Origin of the sequence: Streptococcus suis (assembly GCA_024583055.1) — a bacterium.
GTDB lineage: Bacteria > Bacillota > Bacilli > Lactobacillales > Streptococcaceae > Streptococcus > Streptococcus suis_V.
This window is the reverse complement of the sequence record CP102145.1, coordinates 1,001,543-1,022,604: the sequence shown is the minus strand read 5'-3', so window position 1 is coordinate 1,022,604 and position 21,062 is coordinate 1,001,543. Positions and strand designations below refer to the sequence as shown.

Genomic DNA, 21,062 nt, shown 5'->3' with positions numbered 1-21,062 from the left:
TCAGACAACTTAATTGTAAACTCTCTGTCTCTGGCAGGGAGTTTTTCTGTATGCTTTCATAAAAGGCATGAATGTACCTTTGTCAATGATGTGAGACCAAAAAGGTGATTTTGAAGTTATCCATTTGTTAAGCTTTACTAGGAGCTAGCTTCTAGTAAAGCTTTTCTGATATCGATAGGAGATTTCCAGCCTAAAGTTTGCATAGGGAGTCGATTAGAACGATAAAGATAGGTTTTCATCTGCTTGATCAGATCGTCATAGGAGTAAAAGGTCAAGTGCTGGTAGAAACGTCGGTTATCATTTCGATGACTGCGCTCAACCTTGCCATTATGTCTGGGTGTTCGAGGACGAATTAGTTTGTGCTCAATACCAAGTTCCTGACAAAGTAGGTCTAGGGGGTGAATTTGCTTGGTCTCTTTGAAATGGGTAAACTCAAAACCATTATCCGTTTGAATAATTTTGGGTTTGTATCCAAAGTATCTCATAGCCATTTTGACAAACTGAACAGTTGAGTGAGAAGATTGCTCTTTGAAAGGGAAGATAAAACGTTCCCTGCTGGCCTCATCAATGACGGTATATTGATAGAATTTGTCAGGTAGCTTGCCTGTGTAGCAGTGAGTCGGTACATATTTGACGTCCATTTGCCACTTGATACCGAGTTCAGTTGGGGTATGGTAAGGCCTAGGCACATAGGTTTTCTGCTTAGTTTTAGGGGATTTGAAGAAATCAAGTTTTCTCAAGATTCGAAAGAGAGAGCAGGGATGGCGGTCATAGCCCTTATTAGTTTTGAGCTTGTAGAATATTTCGATGAGGGTTGCCTGTGGATTTCTTCGGATGCAATTTTTAATCCAGGTAAGCTCCTGTTCGGTATGAGCTTTTGGATGAGGTGTTAGAGGTCGATGCGACCGGTCTTTCAGCGATTCTTTGGTGCCGTCGAATCGCTTGTTCCACCGCATGAGAGAGGCTTTTGAGACCTTGTAGCGTCGACAGATGAAGGTGACAGAAGCTCCATTTCGATAGGTTTTAACAGCGTGGTAGCGTGTTTCCAGAGTGTGTGGCAAATAGCGAAGATTTTGTGGTATACTAGTCATGAGAAGATTTCCTTTTTGATGAGTAGGTGGTACTCTTATCATATCAGGGAATCTTCTTTTTGACTTCTAGAAGTCTCACATCTATTGTAACGCTACACTGTATGCTTTCATAAAAGGCATGAAATACTTTAATCTTCCATGACTTTGTGATATAATGAACCTTGTACAATAAAAATAGAAGAGGTATGTGAAATGTCACGTAAACCAATCATTGCCGGTAACTGGAAAATGAACAAAAATCCTCAAGAAGCACAAGCTTTCGTTGAGGCGATTGCAGGTAAATTGCCTGCTGGCGATAAAATCGAAGCAGCTATCGCAGCTCCAGCTGTTGATTTGAACGCTCTTTTGTGGTTCGCTAAGAATTCTGAATTGAAAGTTGCTGCTCAAAACTGCTACTTTGAAGATGCTGGTGCCTTCACTGGTGAAACATCTCCAAAAGTATTGGCTGAAATGGGTGTTAACTATGTGGTTATTGGTCACTCAGAACGTCGTGATTACTTCCATGAAACAGATGAAGACATCAACAAGAAAGCACACGCTATCTTCCGTAATGGTTTGACACCAATCATCTGCTGTGGCGAGTCACTTGAAACATACGAAGCTGGTAAAGCAGTTGAATTTGTAGGTGCTCAAGTTTCTGCAGCTTTGAAAGACTTGACTGCTGAACAGGTAGCATCACTTGTGATTGCTTATGAGCCAATCTGGGCAATCGGTACTGGTAAATCAGCTACTAAAGACGATGCACAAAATATGTGTAAAGCAGTTCGTGACGTTGTTGCTGCTGACTTCGGTCAAGAAGTGGCTGACAAGGTTCGTGTTCAATATGGTGGTTCTGTAAACCCATCAAACGTTGCTGAATACATGGCGTGTCCAGACGTTGACGGTGCCCTCGTTGGTGGTGCGTCACTTGAAGCGGAAAGCTTCTTAGCATTATTAAATTTTTAATAAAATAAAAAATAGGATTTCCTACGACGTGATGGTGGGAAATCCTATTTTTATTATTTGGGTGTAATGTTGAATTTTCTTCGTAGAGAATTTGCCTTCGTCCCAAGAATATCATCAAGAATCTGTGATCTTAGAGTTAGGTAGCCGTAAGTAAGAACACCAATACCAGATAAGAGCACTAGTTTAATCAACATGGTTAGTTTTCCAGTACCGATTAGGAATAAATCCAGACCAATTCTCCCAAGGAAGACAAGTGTTCCCATTAGGATTGTGGCAAATAGAACTTGGATAAGGTGCTTTATGAGTCGGCTTTGATCAAGCCCCACCAACTGGTGGATACGGCGATACATAAGAATGATGGCGGTTAAGGAAGCCAAACTAGTAGCTGCAAGGGGACCATTTGAATGAAATAGGTAGATGAATGGAATCTGTAAAATAAGTTTTACGATGATACCAATAAGGAAGTAACTAATCGCTCGCTTGCCTTCGAAAAATGCTAATAGAGTTGGTGATAAAAGTCCATACACGGATAAGAATAATGTCTGAATTAGTGCATGGTTGAATAATTGCAGGGCGATTGATTCAGGTTGGGAATAGAAAATCGTATAAAGCTCATTTGAAAGGAGCAGGGCACCAGTAAGAGCTGGGATAATGAACAGATTCATCAATTTTATATTGTGTTGCAATAAACTAGCGGAAGCTTCGTGATCTTTTTTCAAGAAATTAGCCGTTAAAAGTGGGATGCTAATACCACCTATTGAATTGACAATTGAAATTAAAATCATGACAATTTTATTGGGATTGGCCGACATATAGGAGTAGAGAACCATTAACCGTTTGACATCAAAGTTTGTTACGGATTCCATCACTCGTATATAGGTCATTTGATCAATCAACTGGTAGGCTTGGATAGCAGATCCGATAATGATAAATGGAATAGCTTCTTTAAAGGTTTCAATTACTAAGGATGTAACATCAATTTCCAATGTAGACGTTTTTGGTTTTTTTAGAAGGTGAAAAAGTCCTTCTTTTTTTAGGAAATAAAGCAATACGATAACACTGGCGACCATACCAATAAATGCTGCCAATGTTGATTGCATAACTGCAACTTTATAGTCTCCATTGCCCGCTTGCATAATCATATATGTGGTCAGTAACATCCAGATGACGCGAATAATTTGTTCCCATATTTGACTAAGTGCATTTGGTTTCAAATTGGCATAGCCCTGAAATATCCCACGAATCGTTGACATTGCTGGGAATACAAGGACTGAAAGGCATAGACTATGGAGAATTGGGACTAAATCGTGCCCGAGTCCCATACCTTCAGATAATAGTGGAGAAGTGAAGTACATCAAGGTGGAAAAGAAGAGGCCAGAGACAACCATTAGTTTCAAAAAGCCATTTATCAATGCTGCAATTGTTTCGGTTTGATTCTGTACACTGTAGCGCGCAATTTGTTTAGAAAGCGCGACATTTATACCTGATGTTGAAAAAAGTAGGATGGTTGCATAAATATTATAACCCATGGAAAAGAGGGCATTTGCTTCATTTGCAAATTGGCCCATCCAATAATACCATGGAATAATATACAGTGCTCCGAGTAATCTGCTAATGAAATCACTGATTGTGGACCAAAAAGTTCCACGAAGCATTTGATCTTTTTGTGTAAGTTGTTTTTGTGTTTGTGACATGTGTTTTCTCAAAATTTCTACTAGGGTTACAAGCGTCGCAATAGTTTTTTGATCAATCGATAGAATTGATACTTATAGGGTCTAGGCAAGTAAGTAAAAACACCAGGTGTTCTCATGATATAGCCATTAAAATTCTGTTTAAAGCGTAGGACGCCGTCTTTACCGTCAAACTGACCGCTAAAACAAAGAAAATTATACGTTTGGCAACCGCGTTTTATGGCTTCCAACATGACGAATTCTTGTAAAAGGGAAGGTGCAGGAAAATGACAAAATTCAGGAGAGGATCCGCTATGTAAATAGTAGGCTTCCTTGTCGAGATAAGCGAAAAGTCCTACTGCTAGTGGGGTCACTCCATTTCCATGTTTCTCAATAATACGATTGACCTCTTCAATAGTTTCTTTGATTTTACGAAGTTGCTCGTTAAGATTAGCTAGTTTACTTTTTTGTTTTTTTCCGGTTGGGGCAGCACCAAAATCAGATATGATTTGGTTTTGGTGCTGTTCATAGTCTGCTTTTTCGTTTAATAATATGTTGAGGTATTCTTGAAAATCGATTGAGGCGCTTAGGAATGAGGCATCTTCTCCGAAGGCATCAAAAATACAGTGGTAATACTCTAGATCCTTGTCTAAAAAGCCGTTTCGTTCGGCTGTTTCATTAGTGATCGCTTTAAAAAGTTCTAACCGTTCTTTTGGCAATTTTTCAATCTGAATTCCCATCCCTCTAGCTTTTTTTACTAGCTGTTGACCGTTTTTGTTAAAGGAAGGCAGCAGGGTTTTAGAATCAAGTTGAGAAAGGTCCTTAAGGTAGTACCAATCGCCACTATCAAATCCTCTCTGCAAACCCGAGTGTGTGTAACCAATACTAGTCAGTTGTTCGATGAAGAGATCATTTGGTTCAGAAGTTGGTGTACCTTGACTGTCAAAGTATTGATATGGGATATAGGGTTTGACAACCAATTCAATCACATTGTTTGTTTTTGCAAAATCCTGGAGTTGTTTAAAAAAATCGTGCAAGTAGGCGCTGTCGGTTACAATGGGACCATTGTGTAGCTCCATTCGATAGCCACCTGCAATTGGCTGACTGTACACAATCGCAGAAATCTGTATCTCCTTTTCGACTACGTAGGCAAGAATTTGTACCGTATATCCCCTTTTCCGTAAATGAGTCGCCATTTGGGGTGATTGTTCGTAAAATTGTTTTGATATGTTCCTGGAACAATTCGTCAGTTATTAGCTCTAAAGACATAGGAGTCCTCCTAGATTTATCAATATCGACCTAAAACTTTCTTGACAACTTGAATGAGACTGTGCTTAAGTGGATTTGGATAGTACATGAATACTCCGGGTGTACGTTTAATATAGCCGTTAAAATTCTGCTTAAATCGTAGCACACCATCGCTTCCATCAAACTGTCCACTTATCCCTAAGAAGTTATAGGACTGGCATCCGCGCTTGATAGCTTCAAGCATTACATGTTCTTGAAGTATTGCTGGCGCATAGAATTTATTAAATTCAGGATAGGAACCACTATTGAGATAGTAGGCTTCCTTTTTTAGGTAGACAAAAAGGCTTGCACAAAGTGGGACATCTTGTTGCCCATATTTTTCTATCATGTTTCGTGCTTCTTCTTTACGGATTTCAAATGTTTCATACTGACTCTTGAGTTCGCGTAATTGATTTTGCTTTTTTTCTGAAGTTGGATTTTGGAGCAGGTCAGCTTGGAGTTGATCGATCTTGCCTGATAGCCCCCCTTGTTCTCGAGCCAAATTGTCTAAATAGTTCTTGAAATTCAAGCTAGCGACAAGAAACTCTGCCTTATCACCGAAACTATCATATAGGTACTCATAATATTCTAACGGTTTGTCATTAAAATCTCGTCTATCGGAAGTTGCAACCGTTATTTTTTGGAAAAGTGCCAATTGATCCCGCTCTAACTTACGAATGGAGATGCCAAATGTTTTAGCTTTCTTTATGAGTGGCTTCCCTTTCTTACTAAAAGATTGAAATAGATTTTCTTGAGTTAGACCGGTCAGATCTTTGATGTAGTACCAATCCCCTGTAGAATAGCCGACATGTAATCCTTGATGATGGTATCCAATAGAGGTTAATTGGTCAATGATGGTATGATTGATGTCCGTAGTTGGATTGCCATTGGTATCAAATTCCTGTAGGGATTGGTAGGGTTTTACCTTGAGTTCAATAGCCTGCATTTTTTTTGCGAAGTGTTGTAATCCCTTATAAAAATCCTGAAGATAGGTTTCATCAGTACAAATAGGTCCATTGTGAAGTTCCATATGGAGTCCACCAGCAATTGGAGTGCTAAATAAGATAGCGGATACTTTCAAATCTCCTTCTACTTCATAACCTAGGATGGTCACTTCATAGCCCCGCTTTTTTAACAGACTGGCCATTTCTGGAGATTGCTCAAAAAGTTGGGATTTTGCTTGATCAATGTGGGCTTGAAATTCTTGTTCAGTGATTACTCTTAATGTCATAGTTTTCCTTTATTTTCTGCCTAAAATAGTTTTTAAGGAGCGAATGAGTTTATATTTTATAGGATGTGGGTAGTAACGAAAGGTTCCCATTTTTCGTACGATTGTCCCATTAAAGTTTTGTTTGAAACGGAGAACGCCATCGGAGCCATCAAATTCTCCACGAATGCCTAAAAGGTTGTAGAAAGGGATATTTTTATCTAGGGCTTTTCGCATAGCGAATTCTTGAAGGGCAACAGGGGCATAAAAAGCATTGAATTCTGTCAGTGAACCGCTGAAGAGATAGACAAGTTCATGGTCGGTATAGACGAAAAGGCTGGCTGCTAGATCGATATCAGCTTCGCCATACTGGTCAATCCATTTCAAGGCTTCTTCTTTGCGGGATTCAAAGCTCATTACCTGGCTGGTCAACTCGCGGTGTTCGTTTTGTTTTTTTCTAGAATTTGGATTCTTATCTAGTTCTTCTTGGACAGCATCCAATTTTTGTTGGACCTGCTTTTGGCTATCTTCCAAGTGTTGGAGATAGACGCGGAAGTTAATGCTAGCCATAGTGAAGGCAGCCTTTTCGCCAAAGGCATCGAAAAAGTCTTGGTAATAGTCTAGAGATTTATCTGGGTATTCTCTTCTTTCTGAGGTGGCGGAAGTGATGGCTTTGAATCGTTCCAGTTGGTCTCTGTCCAACTCACGGATCGTTAGTCCAAAACTATTGGTTTTCTTGACGAGTGTTTTTCCTTTCTTACTAAAGGACGCAAACAAGCTATCTTGAGTCAAGGTTGACAGGTCTTTTACATAGTGCCAGTCTGGTTCTCCTCCTGGATAACCTGTCAAAAGTCCGTCGTGTAAGAATCCGTTGTCGGTCAAGTCTTTGATACGATCTGGCTGTTCAGGCCCAGTAGCCTTTCCGTCGCTGTCAAAGGTTTGGTAGCTGTCATAGGGTTTGACTAAGACTTGCAAGGCACCGCGTTCTTTGGCATAGGTTTTGAGCAAGCGGTAGAAGTGGTGCAAGTATGCCGGGTCTTGGCAAACAGGTCCAGAATTAATTTCCAGATGGAGGCCACCGGTCATCGGAATTGCATAGATAATAGCAGATACAAGAGTTTGCCCTTTGTCAGTCAGGCCGATATAGCGAACATCCATGCCACGTCTTCTTAGGAGTTCAGCCATCTCCTCCGTTTGCATGAATGAACGCTGTGAAACTTGATTGGCATGTTTCTGATAATCTACTAAATTCAGTTCAATTAGCTGCATTAGTGTCGGTTCCTTAATTGTTTTCGGATTGTATAGGCGGTGGTTGTTAATTTGTAGAGGAAGCGATTTACTGGGACGGTAAATTCCCCAAGATACTCTTCAATGAGAGGGTTGAATTTTGATTTATAACTAAAGAGTCCACCATCTAGTTGGTTTTCAATCCCTCCCATATTTTGCCATGAGGCACCGCGATTAAACGCCTGTCTTGCTGTTTCATACCAAGTCAGAATGGCAGGTTGGTAACGGCGGTATTCTTCATCCATTCCAGCATAGAGATTGTCAGAAGTTGGGCCAAAATCAACTGAAAGTGTTGCAGCAAGAGAGGCAAGGTGATGCCCCTCAGCTAATTTCTTTTCCAGGAAAGCCAGTTCTTCTAATGTTTTTTCTGTATCTTCCCTATTTTGGGATCGCTTACCTGGCTTAGTCTTTTCTGTAAATTTAAGAGCTTCCTGTGTCAATTTCTCTTTTTGAGCAAGGAGTGTGCTATAACGTTTATCTAAATCCAACTGCGTAATGGTTATAAAGGAATGTTCTGGATAGGTTGTCAGTATTTTTTCATAATAGGCTTTATCTCTCAAAGAGATTGATTTGCGTTTCTCAGTTTTTTTCATGAGTGCAGCAAATTCATCTAGCCATTCGACGCCCCCAACTTGAACTACAAGTCCTTTATTCAAGGATGTGCGAATGGTTTGGCGTGTGCTTTTCGACAGAGTTTCGTCGGAAAAGTAGTCCCTGTGGATATTAGCTTGAAAACGGGGTTGGATACTTTGTGCCATATCCTGAGTCCGTCCTGTCCATTCAGCGCCTGCCTTTTGGAGAATGGCTAGTTGTGCAAGGGTTGTAGGGTTTTCTTCAACTTCTTGTCCAATTTTGTACTGTTTGAGTAGGAGGGCTGGGTCAAATTTAATGAAGAGGGCTCGCTTGATTTTGCCGAATTTTTTTAGAGAAGCAAGGACAAATTGAACCAAGTCTTGGTTTGAGTAGTCCATAATCGGGCCACGTGGAATATAGAGCATGCTAAGGCCAGCAGGTAAGGGGCGGATTAGGACAGAAGCAACGGCCACTAAACTGTCATCTTGGTAGAATCCCAAGCGCTCATTTCCCCAGTTGTCCTTAATCTTTGCCCAGGAGCTGCTTTGCAGGAGGTTGACCTGTTCATGGATTTTTACAAATTGATCGTGTTCCTCGGCGGAGATGCCGATTTTATATGTAAACATTAGTCTAATACCCACTCTCTAAGGGCGTAGGCAACGCCCGATTCGTCATTTGATTTGGTAATGTACTTGGCGATTTTTTTCAATTCGGAATTACCGTTTTCCATGACAACAGGACTGCCAACCACCTCTAGCATAGAGCGGTCGTTTTCCTGGTCGCCGATGGCCATGGTCTGATCCATAGTCAGGCCTAATTTAGCAGCCAGCTGAATAATAGCTTGGCCCTTATTGACTGTCTTAGGTGTGATTTCTAAGTAAAATGGAGCTGATTTTGCGACATTGTACTTATCTGTCAGGTTGCTAGGTAGTTGTGGAATAGCAGCATCTAGTACTTCAGCCTCATCGACCATCATGCATTTGATGATTTCCTTGCCCACCATTTCCTCTGAGGTTCTATAAAAGACCGGCGAGCTCACCAACATGGACTCATAGACTGTGTACTTTCCGATATTACGGTTGGCAGTAAACAGACCTTCCTTGGTGCTGGCATGCATAGGCAAGTTGAGCTTGCGGGCAGCCAGTTCAATATCCAAATAATCATCGTATGAAAGCGTGTCTTTGACAATATCTTCGCCGGTAGCTGCATCCTGGACTAAGCCACCGTTGAAGGTGATTACGTAATCACCAGCCTCTGTCAGGTTGAGCTGGTCTAGGATTGCACGGACACCAGAAATAGGTCGTCCTGTGGCGATAACAATTTTGACACCTGCTTTTTTAGCATCCTGAATAGCCTGGAAGACCTCAGGTGTGATTTCGTGTTGGCTGTTTAAGAGGGTGCCGTCGATGTCGATAGCAACTAGTTTAATGGTCATGTTGGTCTCCAATTACAAATTGATCATTGTGAACATGGCTGATAAATGCCACTGTTTGCTGGGAGAAAATCCCAGACTCATCCAGCATTTCCTTGGGGAAATAGAAGCGGCTGTCGCCATGAATGGTTCCAGATAGGGCAGCGACGATAGGAGAGAGGGCAGATAGTTCTACCAAAATCTCATCCTTGCGGTGGATTTCAATCTGGGTCCGTTTTTTCTCGGCATTGGGCCTGTAGATATCGTAAGGCAGGTCAAAATTATGGTGGATAGCTGTATAGTATTCGGGGTCAAAGCCTACATCGGCCACCAGGCTGCGAAGAGAGTCTAATTGAGCCTCTTGCTCGGCCTTAAAGGTAATGGACTTGAAGACCTTACGATTGATATAGCGCTGGGCCAGGTCCGACAAAATGCGGTCTGGTCCGTCAACCCAAGACTGGAAGTAGGTATTCATAACCCCGTCGTCCAAGGACAAGTAGTCTGCTAGGGTAATGCGATGTTCGAAAAATGGCAGCAGTCGTGGTGAGGTTCTGGCAAAGAAATCCTGCTCGCTAGTATAGAGCAATTTAGCACGGTTGAGCAGGTTTTGCAGCAGGACCTCCATAGAGCGGCTGGCTGGGTGGAAGTAGACCTGCATATACATCTGGTAACGGCTGAGGACATAGTCTTCCACCGCATGCATCCCCGACTCCTTAAAGGCAATGCCATTTTCAGTCGGACGAATAACTCGGAGAATGCGGGTCAAATCGAATTCCCCATAGTTGGTTCCTGTGAAGTAGGAATCCCGAAGGAGGTAGTCCATTCTGTCCACATCAATCTGGCTGGAAATCAACTGGACCACCTGTTTATTGGGATAGGTATGGTTAATGACGCTGGCGACTTTATCTGGAAAATCAGGGGATACCTGCCTCAGAATGCTGTTTATTTCTGTTTCTGGACTGCTAATGATGGCGCAGGTCATTTCCTCGTGGTCGGTATCAAAGAGGCGCTCAAAAGTGTGGGAATAAGCCCCGTGGCCCACATCATGCAAGAGAGCAGCCACCATGGTCAGTAGAGAATCAGACGGGTCCCAGAGTTCGGCATACTTGTCTTCAAATTTTTGGGTAATCCGTCTGGCAATTTCATAGGCACCGAGACAGTGGGAAAAACGGCTGTGCTCACCACCATGGAAGGTATAGGAAGTGGTTCCCAATTGCTTGATGCGGCGCAGTCGTTGAAATTCCTTGCTGTTAATTAGTTTGTAGATAAGTTCATGGTCCACATGGACGTAGTTATGAACCGGATCACGAAAAACTTTTTCAATCATAACCTTCATTATAGCAAAAAAATAGATTTTTTTCTTCAATTTGAGGCACTACAAGGATATTGAGATGTACCCCGGTGCAGTTTTTGAGTATAATGGAGGAATGACAGATCAACTTATTTTGCGTGCCATTCAGTTCTTGCTGATGGGCTTGATTATTTACATACTTTATTTGATTTTTTCCCATATCCGCAAGCATAAAATATCCATAACAGACCGTTTTTGGACAGGGTTTGGTATTGGCTTTGTGACGGACTTGTTGGATACCTTGGGTATTGGAACCTTTGCGACGACCACCAGTCTCCTCAAGGCGACCAAAATCATCCAGGACGACCGGAAAATTCCAGCAACTATGACTACGGCCCACATTATTCCAATTTTGATAGAGGCCTTAATTTTCATCACTATTGTTGAGGTGGAAATGACCACCCTAGTACCTCTCGCGATAGCAGCCTTTGCAGGAGCCTCGGTTGGTGCACGGGTGAGTCAAGATTGGGATACCCGCAAGGTTCAGCGTGTCTTGGGGATTTTGTTGCTAGTGGCGGCGGGCATCATGGTCTATCGTATGATAACTAATCCTGGTGCTGACCTAGATAACGCCGTTCGTGGTTTGACGGGCTGGAAATTGTTGGTCGGCATCATCTTTGACTTTTTCATTGGCATGTTGCTTAGCATGGGCCTTGGAAATTATGCACCGGAATTGATTTTCTTTTCCTTGATGGGTATCAGTCCAGCAGTAGCTCTGCCTGTTATGATGCTCAATGCGGCAGTCATGTTATCAGCAGGTGCACGACAATTTATTCAGTCTGGTCGTGTCAATTGGCCAGGCGTTCCAGGAATTATCCTGGGAGGAGTGCTTGGCGTTCTGACAGCGGCCTTCTTCCTGTCCAATCTCGATATAAATAAGCTGAAAGTGCTGGTTGTTTTCATCGCAGCCTATACAGGCCTCATGTTGCTCCGCTCATCCTTTATCAAAAATGCCAAACAGGAGAAAGTATATGCAGATTCGCTTGAGAAATGAAATTGACCTGGACGGTCAGCTAGAAGTGGTAGATCAGGTCTTTCCGGTAGATGTCAAGGAAAAAGACGGTTCCCTCTATCTGCTCTATACCAATGACGAGAAGGAAAAAGTAGCGATTAAATGTGGTGAGGCCGAGCTAACCATGACGCGCTTTTCCAATCCCAAGTCCATTATGCGCTTTCTGGCGGATGGTGAGGCTATCGTGACCATTCCCACGCCCATGGGTATCCAGCATTTTGTGACCCATACCAAAGGATACCAGCTGGATAGGGAAAATCAATCGGTTTTACTGGCTTACGATTTGAAGGGACTAGAGAACCAACAACTCTTTGCTTCCTATCAAATGGAAATTTCTTGGAAATAAAACGTTTTCAAGTGTAAATCTATTTGACCTGTCAAAAAAATTTGGTATAATAGAGGACAAATCGAGGGAGTAGCTAACGGACTTGTCCGTGATAGTGTCGTCAATCCGAAAATCGTTTCCGGCACTATCTTAAATAGCGAGACTTGTTTTAATAAAACAGGTCTCTTTTTTATTTCTTTAAGTAAAAAGGGGATCGAAAAGGAGAAAAACAGTGTCAAAAGAACAAAAACGCGATTTGTTTTATACTCAAAGCGAAGAGCAAGTATTGTCTAGCTTAGGCTCATCCTTGGACGGTTTGACCAGCGACGAAGCTGGTAAGCGTCTGGGAGAATATGGTCGTAACGAATTGGATGAGGGTGAAAAACGTACCCTTCTGGCTAAATTCCTAGACCAGTTCAAGGACTTGATGATTATCATCTTGATCGGTGCAGCCATTCTTACAGTTATCACTGAAGGTTCACACGGTTTGACAGATGCCATCATTATCTTGGCCGTTGTTATCCTCAACGCAGCCTTCGGTGTTTACCAAGAAGGTCAAGCTGAGGCAGCCATCGAAGCTCTTAAAAACATGTCTAGCCCAGTGGCGCGTGTCCTTCGCGACAACCATGTCACTGAGGTGGATTCAAAAGAATTGGTTCCAGGTGATATCGTCTTGCTCGAAGCAGGTGATGTTGTTCCAGCCGATATGCGTCTCTTGGAGGCTAACTCCCTCAAAATCGAAGAAGCCGCTCTTACTGGTGAATCTGTTCCTGTTGATAAGGACTTGAGTGCTGAATTGGCAGAAGATGCGCCAATCGGTGACCGAGTCAACATGGCCTACCAAAACTCAAACGTGACCTACGGTCGCGGTCTTGGTGTGGTAACCAACACAGGTATGTTTACTGAGGTTGGTCATATTGCGGGCATGTTGGCAAATGCTGATGAGACAGACACACCACTCAAGCAAAACTTGCACCAATTGTCTAAGGTCTTGACCTACGCCGTTTTGATTATTGCAGTTATCACCATGTTGGTATCTGTATTTGTCCGTGGTGAAGGTATCTTGCCAGCCCTTATGACATCCGTTGCCCTTGCGGTTGCAGCGATTCCAGAAGGTTTGCCAGCTATTGTTACTGTTGTCCTCTCGCTTGGTACTCAAGTATTGGCTAAACGGAATTCTATTATCCGTAAGTTGCCAGCGGTTGAAACACTTGGTTCAACAGAAATCATCGCATCAGATAAGACTGGTACCTTGACCATGAACCAAATGACCGTAGAAAAAGTCTACACAAATGGTCAATTGGTGGATGCAAGCGAAGCAATCGATGCATCAAACACGACTCTTCGTGTTATGAACTTCGCCAACGATACAAAGGTTGACCCAACTGGTAAATTGATTGGTGACCCAACTGAAACAGCTCTTGTTCAATTTGGTTTGGACAAATCCTTCGATGTTCGTGAAGTTTTGGCTAGCGAGCCACGTGTGGCTGAATTGCCATTTGACTCAACACGTAAATTGATGTCTACCATTCACCAACAAGCTGCAGGCAATTTCTTTGTAGCGGTAAAAGGTGCACCAGATCAGTTGCTCAAACGTGTGACTCAGATCGAAGAAAACGGCACTATCCGTCCGATTACAGATGCGGACAAGGATGCTATTCTTGCAACCAACAAATCACTTGCTAAGCAAGCTCTTCGTGTCCTCATGATGGCTTACAAGTATGTGGATGCTATCCCAGAATTGGAATCTGAAATTGTGGAAAATGACCTTGTCTTCTCAGGTTTGGTTGGTATGATTGACCCTGAGCGTCCAGAGGCTGCTGAGGCGGTTCGTGTCGCGAAAGAAGCGGGTATCCGTCCGATCATGATTACCGGTGACCACCAAGATACAGCTGAGGCTATTGCCAAGCGTCTTGGTATCATCGACGAAAACGATACAGAGGACCACGTATTTACAGGTGCAGAGCTCAACGAATTGACAGACGAAGAGTTCCAAAAAGTCTTCAAGCAATATTCAGTTTATGCGCGTGTGTCTCCAGAGCACAAGGTTCGTATCGTTAAGGCTTGGCAGAATGACGGTAAGGTTGTTGCCATGACTGGTGACGGTGTGAATGATGCGCCATCTCTGAAAACAGCGGATATCGGTATCGGTATGGGTATCACTGGTACAGAGGTTTCGAAAGGTGCTTCTGACATGGTCCTTGCAGATGACAACTTTGCAACTATCATCGTGGCGGTTGAAGAAGGGCGTAAAGTCTTCTCAAATATTCAAAAAACGATTCAGTATCTCTTGTCAGCTAACACGGCTGAGGTATTGTGTATCTTCCTTGCAACCCTCTTTGGTTGGGACGTATTGGAGCCAGTTCATCTTCTTTGGATTAACTTGGTAACAGATACACTTCCAGCTATCGCCCTTGGTGTTGAACCTGCTGAGCCAGGTGTTATGCAGCACAAACCTCGTGGTCGTAACTCAAGCTTCTTCTCAGGTGGTGTCTTGAGCTCTATCGTTTACCAAGGTATCCTTCAAACTGTACTTGTTTTGGGTGTTTACGGATATGCTTTGTTATTCCCAGAACACAGCACCTATGAAGAAATTCACGCAGATGCGCTTACCATGTCTTACTTGACACTTGGTTTGATCCAGTTGGTACATGCCTTCAACGTTAAGTCTGTTTACCAATCTATCTTTACCGTTGGTCCATTTAAGAACAAACTCTTTAACTGGTCTATCGTAGCTGCCTTCTTGCTCTTGATGGCAACTTTGGTAATTCCAGGATTCAATACCTTCTTCAAGGTTTCAATCTTGACACCAACTCAATGGTTGGTAGCAATTATTGGTTCAGGTCTCATGGTTGTTGTTGTTGAAATTGTCAAATTTGTTCAACGCAAGATGGGCTTGGATGAAAAAGCTATCTAATTTGAATAGAATGAGCTAACTCAGGAAACTGGGTTAGTTTTTTTGTTGAAGTTGGCATAAGGGAGTGGTAAACTAGAGGAAAGGAGTTTTTATGAATTACCCACAAACCTATGTTTTGAACAACAGCTCGTCTTTCCCTAGTGAAAAATTGCCCCTCTTGCAGCAGGAACTGGCTGGTCTTGACGATTCAGCTCTCAATGCTTTGATGATGGTACCCTTGAAGAATCCTCTGGTGGCTCTCTTGTTGGCTATTTTCTTTGGTGAATTGGGAGTGGACCGTTTTTATGTTGGAAATAAGGAATTAGGATTTCTCAAGCTTGCTGCCATGGGCATTACCTTTGTCCTTATGTTTGTCTTGATTGGTTTTCTACTTTTGCCTTTGATTTACCTCTGGAAACTAATCGACTGCTTTTTGATTATGAAGGCTTGTAAGGAGGCCAATTACCAGCGTCTGATGAAACAGATTTATGAATTTAAGGCCTTTCAAGAAGGGCATCATATTTAGCGAAACTCGGTCTGACCGGGTTTTCTTTCTTTACAGGTGTGGAAAGTTTGAGCTGATTTTGTCACAGAAGTGTCATTTTTGAACCTTCTATTTGTGGTATAATGATAGAGCTTGTGTTCACAGATGGACACTTTTATATCAGTTAACGGTGAACTCGGGTTTGATATGTAGATTGAAGGGAGGAGTCATGATGACAAGAAAGATAGCACGAATTTCTTTTATTATCTATCTGCTGGTGCTGATTTGGATTATCGTTTTTAAGATGGATTTGTCCACTTTGTACGGTCGCTATGGCTATGCCAGTCTCAATCTCATTCCTTTTGCTGGGACGGCTGTTTATAATGGTGTTCTGGATTATCCAGAAATCATTTTTAATATTGCCAGCTTTATTCCCTTTGGGTTCTACATGGAAATAATCTTTCGGAAGGCCGAGTGGGAGCGAAATTTAGCTGTCATTCTGCTGGCCAGTCTGGGCTTTGAAGTGGTGCAATACCTGCTCCTGTTGGGGGTGGCAGACATCACGGACCTGCTGGCAAATGGTCTGGGCGGAGCCATTGGGATTAACCTCATGTACCAGGCGACGGCTGTTTGGCGGGAAAAGGCCTACTGGAGAATGACTATTTTTGCTGGCCTGGCTACAATTTTCTTCATTCTTTTAACTTATTTTTATATCTACTAGCTTGAAAAGCATATACTAAATTTGTTACAATAGACATAATGACAATCAAAGAAGAAATTATCAAATTGTCCCAAGAAATTGGCATTTCTAAAATTGGCTTCACCACAGCGGATGATTTTGATTATTTGGAAAAATCCCTGAGGGCTGGAGTCGAAGAGGGGCGAACAACAGGTTTTGAGCATAAGAATATTGAGGAACGGATTCGGCCAAGATTAAGTTTAGAATCCGCCAAGACCATTATCTCCATTGCTGTAGCCTATCCACGTCACTTGCCGGTCAAGCCGGTCAAAACCCAGTACAAGCGCGGTAAGATTACGCCTAATTCTTGGGGCTTGGATTATCATTATATTCTCCAAGATAAGTTGGAGCGCTTGGCTCGTGGCATCGAACAACTGACCGAGGGCTTGGAATACAAGGCCATGGTAGATACGGGCGCCCTTGTTGATACGGCTGTAGCCAGACGGGCAGGTATTGGCTTTATCGGCAAAAATGGCTTGGTCATCTCCAAGGAATTTGGTTCCTATATGTTTCTTGGGGAATTAGTGACCAATCTAGACATTGAACCCGACCAGCCAGTTGATTATGACTGTGGTGATTGCAACCGCTGCGTTGAGGTCTGTCCGACCTCCTGCCTGATTGGAGATTCGACCATGGATGCGCGACGATGTCTGTCCTTTCAAACTCAGGACAAGGGCATGATGGACTTGGAATTTCGCAAGAAAATCAAGACCGTTATCTACGGTTGCGATATTTGCCAGATTTGTTGTCCTTACAACAAGGGAATTTCCAGTCCCCCTGTAGTAGAAGTGGATCCCGATTTGGCTGAGCCGGAGTTAATTCCCTTTCTGGACTTGTCCAATGGGCAATTCAAGGAAAAATTTGGCATGATTGCAGGCTCTTGGCGGGGGAAAAATATTCTCCAGCGCAATGCTATTATTGCACTGGCCAATGCCAATGACCGCTCTGCCATTCCCAAACTGATTGAAATCATAGATAAGAAGCAAAATCCGATCCACATGGCGACAGCGATTTGGGCTCTGAGCCAGCTGGTTAAGCAACCCAATCAGGAGCTGGTAGACTTTATCGCAAGTCTGACTTCTGATCATGAGGATGTGCGTGCGGAGCAGGCTGCTTTCTTAGAACTGGTGAAATCTAGGCAACTATGATATAATGAAAAGATAAAATTTTGAACGAGGTACTTATGGATACAGCAGAAATTCGCCAAAAGCTGGAAGAGCTTGGTAACAAATTAACATCATTTAGGGGGTCTCTTTGACTTAGAAGGTCTGGAAGAAGAGATTGCCATTCTTGAGAATAAGATGACGGAGTCAGATTTTTGGAATGATAATTTGGCGGCTCAGACAACCTCTCAAGAATTAAATGAACTGAAAAATACCTATGGAAATTTCCATCAGATGATTGACCTCTACGACGAGGCTGAAATTCTCTTGGATTTCCTAGCGGAGGATGAGTCGGTTCGTGAAGAATTGGTTGAAAAATTGGCGGAGCTAGACAAGCTCATGACCAGCTACGAGATGACCTTGCTCCTGTCAGAGCCCTATGACCACAACAATGCCATCTTGGAAATCCATCCGGGCTCTGGTGGAACAGAAGCACAGGATTGGGGTGAGATGCTCTTGCGCATGTACCAGCGTTATGGTAATGCCAAAGGTTTTACAGTCGAAACGCTGGATTATCAAGCGGGTGACGAGGCTGGTATCAAGTCTGTGACGCTTAGTTTCACAGGACCAAATGCCTACGGGTTGCTTAAGTCAGAAATGGGTGTCCACCGTTTGGTGCGGATTTCTCCCTTTGACTCAGCCAAGCGTCGCCATACCTCCTTCACGTCTGTTGAAGTCATGCCTGAGTTGGACGATACTATTGAAATTGAAATCCGTGATGATGAAGTCAAGATGGATACCTTCCGATCGGGTGGTGCCGGTGGTCAGAACGTCAACAAGGTGTCGACCGGTGTGCGTTTGACCCACATTCCGACAGGAATTGTGACCCAATCAACCGTGGATCGTACCCAGTATGGCAACCGTGACCGGGCTATGAAACTCCTGCAGGCTAAATTGTATCAATTGGAGCAGGAGAAGAAGGCGGCAGAAGTCGACTCGCTCAAGGGTGACAAGAAAGAAATCACTTGGGGAAGCCAAATCCGCTCCTACGTCTTTACGCCTTATACTATGGTCAAAGACCATCGGACGGGATTTGAAGTGGCTCAAGTCGATAAGGTCATGGATGGAGACATTGAAGGTTTCATCGATGCCTATCTCAAATGGCGGATTAGCTAAGAATACAGAAAGGACTGTCACAGACAGGAAATTCTATGGGAATTTTTAAAAAGAAAAATAGAAGAAATGCGAGTGGTCGCTATCTAGACTCAGATCAGCCGGCCGCTCCAAGACGTATTATTGAAATGAAGGACGTTACCAAGAAATATAGTAACGGAACGACTGCTCTTCGCGGTGTGTCCATCAATGTCGATGCGGGCGAGTTTGCCTACATCGTTGGACCATCAGGAGCAGGGAAGTCTACCTTCATCAAACTCCTCTACCGTGAAGAAAAATTGGATAAAGGTAGCTTGACGGTTGGGAATTTCAACCTTGCTAAGATCAAGAAAAAGGATGTTCCCCTCCTCCGCCGTAGTGTGGGAGTTGTCTTCCAGGACTACAAGCTCTTGCCTAAGAAAACGGTCTATGAGAATATCGCCTATGCCATGGAAGTTATCGGTGAAAAACCGCGTAACATCAAAAAACGTGTCATGGAAGTTTTGGACCTGGTGGGACTTAAGCACAAGATCCGTACTTTCCCGAATGAGCTTTCAGGTGGTGAGCAGCAGCGGATTGCCATTGCGCGTGCCATTGTCAACAATCCCAAAGTCTTGATTGCGGATGAGCCGACAGGTAACTTGGACCCGGAAAATTCATGGGAAATCATGAGCTTGCTGGAGCGCATCAATCTGCAGGGGACAACGGTTCTCATGGCTACCCACAACAGCCAGATTGTAAACACTCTCCGTCATCGCGTTATTGCGATTGAGGATGGTCGAGTGGTTCGTGACGAAGCGGAAGGAGACTACGGATACGATGATTAGACGATTTTTTAGACATCTATGGGAGTCGCTCAAGAGTCTCAAACGAAATGGTTGGATGACGGTTGCGGCGGTTTCTTCTGTTGCCATTACCCTGACCTTGGTGGGAATCTTTGCTTCTGTCATTATCAATACCGCTAAGTTGGCTTCGGATTTGGAAAACAATGTCCGCATCAATGTATTCTTGCGGGCCAATTCGACAGACCAGGCTGAAACCATAGTAGATGACGAAGGTAAGACAGTTGCCAATCCTAACTTCAAGGCTGTTTACAATAAAATCACAGCCCTGCCAAACGTTGAGACGGTGACTTATTCTAGCAAGGATGAGCAGTTGCAGAAGTTGACAGCGACCTTGGGTGATACCTGGAATCTCTTCCAGGGGGATGCCAATCCGCTCTATGATGCCTATATCATTGATACGACTGAGCCACAATATGTCAAGTCTGTGGCGGCTGAAATTGCCAAAATTGACGGTGTGACAGAGGTTCGAGATGGAGAGGTTGAGACGGAGCGTATCTTTAAGTTGGCTGGGATGGTTCGGACCTGGGGTCTGGCTGCAGCAGCCTTGCTTCTCTTTACAGCAATTTTCTTGATTTCCAATACCATTCGGATTACCATCATTTCCCGCAGTCGTGAAATTCAGATTATGCGACTGGTTGGAGCGAAAAATTCCTACATCCGTGGTCCTTTCCTCTGGGAGGGAGCTTGGGTAGGTTTGCTGGGAGCGGCTCTTCCAGCAGCTCTGGTCTATTTCCTCTATCAAATGGTTTACAAATCCGTGAATGCGAGCTTGGCTAGTCAAGACCTATCCCTACTTCCGGTTGATATCTTTGTTCCCATCATGGTGGGAGCGCTGGTTGTCATCGGTGTGTTGATTGGTTCAATCGGATCGGTTATCTCAATGAACCGCTATTTAAAAATTTAAGAATACTAAAAATCCTAAGAAGTTTGGCTTCCTAGGATTTTTGCTTATCTAAAAAAGGGATTGAAATTTTTCTCGTGAGCAACGGTAGTGTTTTGACCGTGGCCTGGATGGACTGTGTAGTGGTTGGGGAGGGTGAAAATATGCTCCTGGATGCCGGCAATTAAATCATCAAAATTGCTGGTTGGAAGGTCTGTGCGGCCGATGTTTTCCCGGAAGAGGGCGTCGCCGGTGACAACAGCTTTGGCTTCAGGAAAAATGAAAGAAACACCGCCAATCGAGTGGCCAGGGGTAGGAACAACCTTGAAATGAAAGCCGTCAAGCTGGTAGTCTTGCTGATATTGGAAAACTTGCTCTGCGGGCTTGCAGACGACATTTTCTATATCATCGTGACGGGGTAGACCAGACAGGTTCATCTCCGGAGTATAGAGCCAACTAGCCTCGCTTTCGGCCACATAAACGGGTGGAAAACCGTAGGTCTCACGCAGGATGTCTAGACTTAGGATGTGGTCATAGTGGGTGTGGGTAAGCAGGATGGCTGTGATAGGCTTGCCAATTTTTTCGATAGTGGCCTGGATTTTATTCCAATCGCTGCCTGGATCGACCACCAGCAGATGGCTATCGTTTTCGATATAATAAGTGTTTTGGGTGGCAACTTGATTGACAGATTTGTGGATTTTCATGGGGGCTCGCTTTCTCTCCTTATTCTATCTAATAGTCTAACAGAAAATGGGGCATCCTTCATGGATTTTGTTTTTCATGGCCTATCTATGCTATAATGTT

At 43.4% G+C, this 21,062-nt stretch carries 19 protein-coding genes; 10 read left to right on the top strand and 9 right to left on the bottom strand.

Features of this window, described 5'->3' with window-relative positions; translation table 11 throughout:
• Positions 1–137: 137 nt before the first annotated feature.
• Entirely contained in the window at positions 138–1,091 is a 954-nt protein-coding gene (locus NQZ91_05040; GenBank protein ID UUM58735.1) for a DDE-type integrase/transposase/recombinase, read from the bottom strand.
• Between the two features lie 192 nt (positions 1,092–1,283).
• Between NQZ91_05040 and tpiA the strand changes: the two genes are divergently transcribed.
• Positions 1,284–2,036 (top strand): triose-phosphate isomerase, encoded by a 753-nt coding sequence (gene tpiA, locus NQZ91_05035; protein ID UUM58734.1) that lies wholly within the window; start codon positions 1,284–1,286, stop codon positions 2,034–2,036.
• Between the two features lie 53 nt (positions 2,037–2,089).
• Here the strand turns inward: tpiA and NQZ91_05030 are convergent, their stop codons facing one another.
• The 7 genes from NQZ91_05030 to NQZ91_05000 are packed head-to-tail and all read right to left on the bottom strand — an operon-like array spanning position 2,090 to position 10,798.
• Entirely contained in the window at positions 2,090–3,730 is a 1,641-nt protein-coding gene (locus NQZ91_05030) for a polysaccharide biosynthesis protein (protein ID UUM58733.1), read from the bottom strand.
• A 26-nt stretch (positions 3,731–3,756) separates the two neighbouring features.
• Positions 3,757–4,935, bottom strand: coding sequence for an aminoacyltransferase (locus NQZ91_05025; protein UUM58824.1), 1,179 nt, complete (start codon positions 4,933–4,935; stop codon positions 3,757–3,759).
• A 59-nt stretch (positions 4,936–4,994) separates the two neighbouring features.
• Positions 4,995–6,224, bottom strand: a complete 1,230-nt coding sequence (locus NQZ91_05020) for an aminoacyltransferase (protein UUM58732.1) — start codon at positions 6,222–6,224, stop codon at positions 4,995–4,997.
• Between the two features lie 9 nt (positions 6,225–6,233).
• On the bottom strand, positions 6,234–7,469 hold the full coding sequence (locus NQZ91_05015; protein UUM58731.1) for an aminoacyltransferase: 1,236 nt from the start codon (positions 7,467–7,469) through the stop codon (positions 6,234–6,236).
• A complete protein-coding gene (locus NQZ91_05010) occupies positions 7,469–8,686 on the bottom strand; it encodes an aminoacyltransferase (protein ID UUM58730.1) in 1,218 nt (405 codons plus the stop codon). The genes NQZ91_05015 and NQZ91_05010 overlap by 1 nt, the downstream gene beginning before the upstream one ends.
• Positions 8,686–9,495 (bottom strand): sugar-phosphatase, encoded by an 810-nt coding sequence (yidA, locus tag NQZ91_05005; protein ID UUM58729.1) that lies wholly within the window; start codon positions 9,493–9,495, stop codon positions 8,686–8,688. The genes NQZ91_05010 and yidA overlap by 1 nt, the downstream gene beginning before the upstream one ends.
• Positions 9,485–10,798 carry an HD domain-containing protein gene (locus NQZ91_05000; protein UUM58728.1) on the bottom strand — a complete coding sequence of 438 codons (1,314 nt, stop codon included), beginning with the start codon at positions 10,796–10,798 and terminating at the stop codon, positions 9,485–9,487. The genes yidA and NQZ91_05000 overlap by 11 nt, the downstream gene beginning before the upstream one ends.
• A gap of 100 nt (positions 10,799–10,898) precedes the next feature.
• Between NQZ91_05000 and NQZ91_04995 the strand changes: the two genes are divergently transcribed.
• The 9 genes from NQZ91_04995 to ftsX all read left to right on the top strand — a co-directional run bounded on the left by NQZ91_04995 (position 10,899) and on the right by ftsX (position 20,282).
• On the top strand, positions 10,899–11,816 hold the full coding sequence (locus NQZ91_04995; GenBank protein ID UUM58727.1) for a sulfite exporter TauE/SafE family protein: 918 nt from the start codon (positions 10,899–10,901) through the stop codon (positions 11,814–11,816).
• The gene (locus tag NQZ91_04990; protein UUM58726.1) at positions 11,794–12,180 is read left to right on the top strand and encodes a DUF1934 domain-containing protein; all 387 of its coding nucleotides are present in this window, start codon (positions 11,794–11,796) and stop codon (positions 12,178–12,180) included. The genes NQZ91_04995 and NQZ91_04990 overlap by 23 nt, the downstream gene beginning before the upstream one ends.
• Positions 12,181–12,391: 211 nt before the next feature.
• Positions 12,392–15,076 carry a cation-translocating P-type ATPase gene (locus tag NQZ91_04985; GenBank protein UUM58725.1) on the top strand — a complete coding sequence of 895 codons (2,685 nt, stop codon included), beginning with the start codon at positions 12,392–12,394 and terminating at the stop codon, positions 15,074–15,076.
• A 91-nt stretch (positions 15,077–15,167) separates the two neighbouring features.
• A complete protein-coding gene (locus NQZ91_04980) occupies positions 15,168–15,581 on the top strand; it encodes a TM2 domain-containing protein (GenBank protein ID UUM58724.1) in 414 nt (137 codons plus the stop codon).
• Between the two features lie 187 nt (positions 15,582–15,768).
• Positions 15,769–16,260 carry a VanZ family protein gene (locus NQZ91_04975; protein ID UUM58723.1) on the top strand — a complete coding sequence of 164 codons (492 nt, stop codon included), beginning with the start codon at positions 15,769–15,771 and terminating at the stop codon, positions 16,258–16,260.
• A gap of 38 nt (positions 16,261–16,298) precedes the next feature.
• The gene (gene queG, locus NQZ91_04970; protein UUM58722.1) at positions 16,299–17,426 is read left to right on the top strand and encodes a tRNA epoxyqueuosine(34) reductase QueG; all 1,128 of its coding nucleotides are present in this window, start codon (positions 16,299–16,301) and stop codon (positions 17,424–17,426) included.
• A 35-nt stretch (positions 17,427–17,461) separates the two neighbouring features.
• Positions 17,462–18,557 (top strand): peptide chain release factor 2 gene (prfB, locus tag NQZ91_04965; protein ID UUM58721.1). Its coding sequence is split into 2 segments (ribosomal slippage): positions 17,462–17,533 and positions 17,535–18,557, totalling 1,095 coding nucleotides; the frame shifts between segments, so codons are not numbered across the junction.
• Between the two features lie 125 nt (positions 18,558–18,682).
• Positions 18,683–19,360 (top strand): cell division ATP-binding protein FtsE, encoded by a 678-nt coding sequence (gene ftsE, locus NQZ91_04960; protein UUM58823.1) that lies wholly within the window; start codon positions 18,683–18,685, stop codon positions 19,358–19,360.
• The gene (gene ftsX / locus NQZ91_04955; protein UUM58720.1) at positions 19,353–20,282 is read left to right on the top strand and encodes a permease-like cell division protein FtsX; all 930 of its coding nucleotides are present in this window, start codon (positions 19,353–19,355) and stop codon (positions 20,280–20,282) included. Before ftsE ends, ftsX begins: the two co-directional genes overlap by 8 nt.
• A 44-nt stretch (positions 20,283–20,326) precedes the next feature.
• Here the strand turns inward: ftsX and NQZ91_04950 are convergent, their stop codons facing one another.
• A complete protein-coding gene (locus tag NQZ91_04950; GenBank protein ID UUM58719.1) occupies positions 20,327–20,962 on the bottom strand; it encodes an MBL fold metallo-hydrolase in 636 nt (211 codons plus the stop codon).
• Positions 20,963–21,062 lie beyond the last annotated feature (100 nt).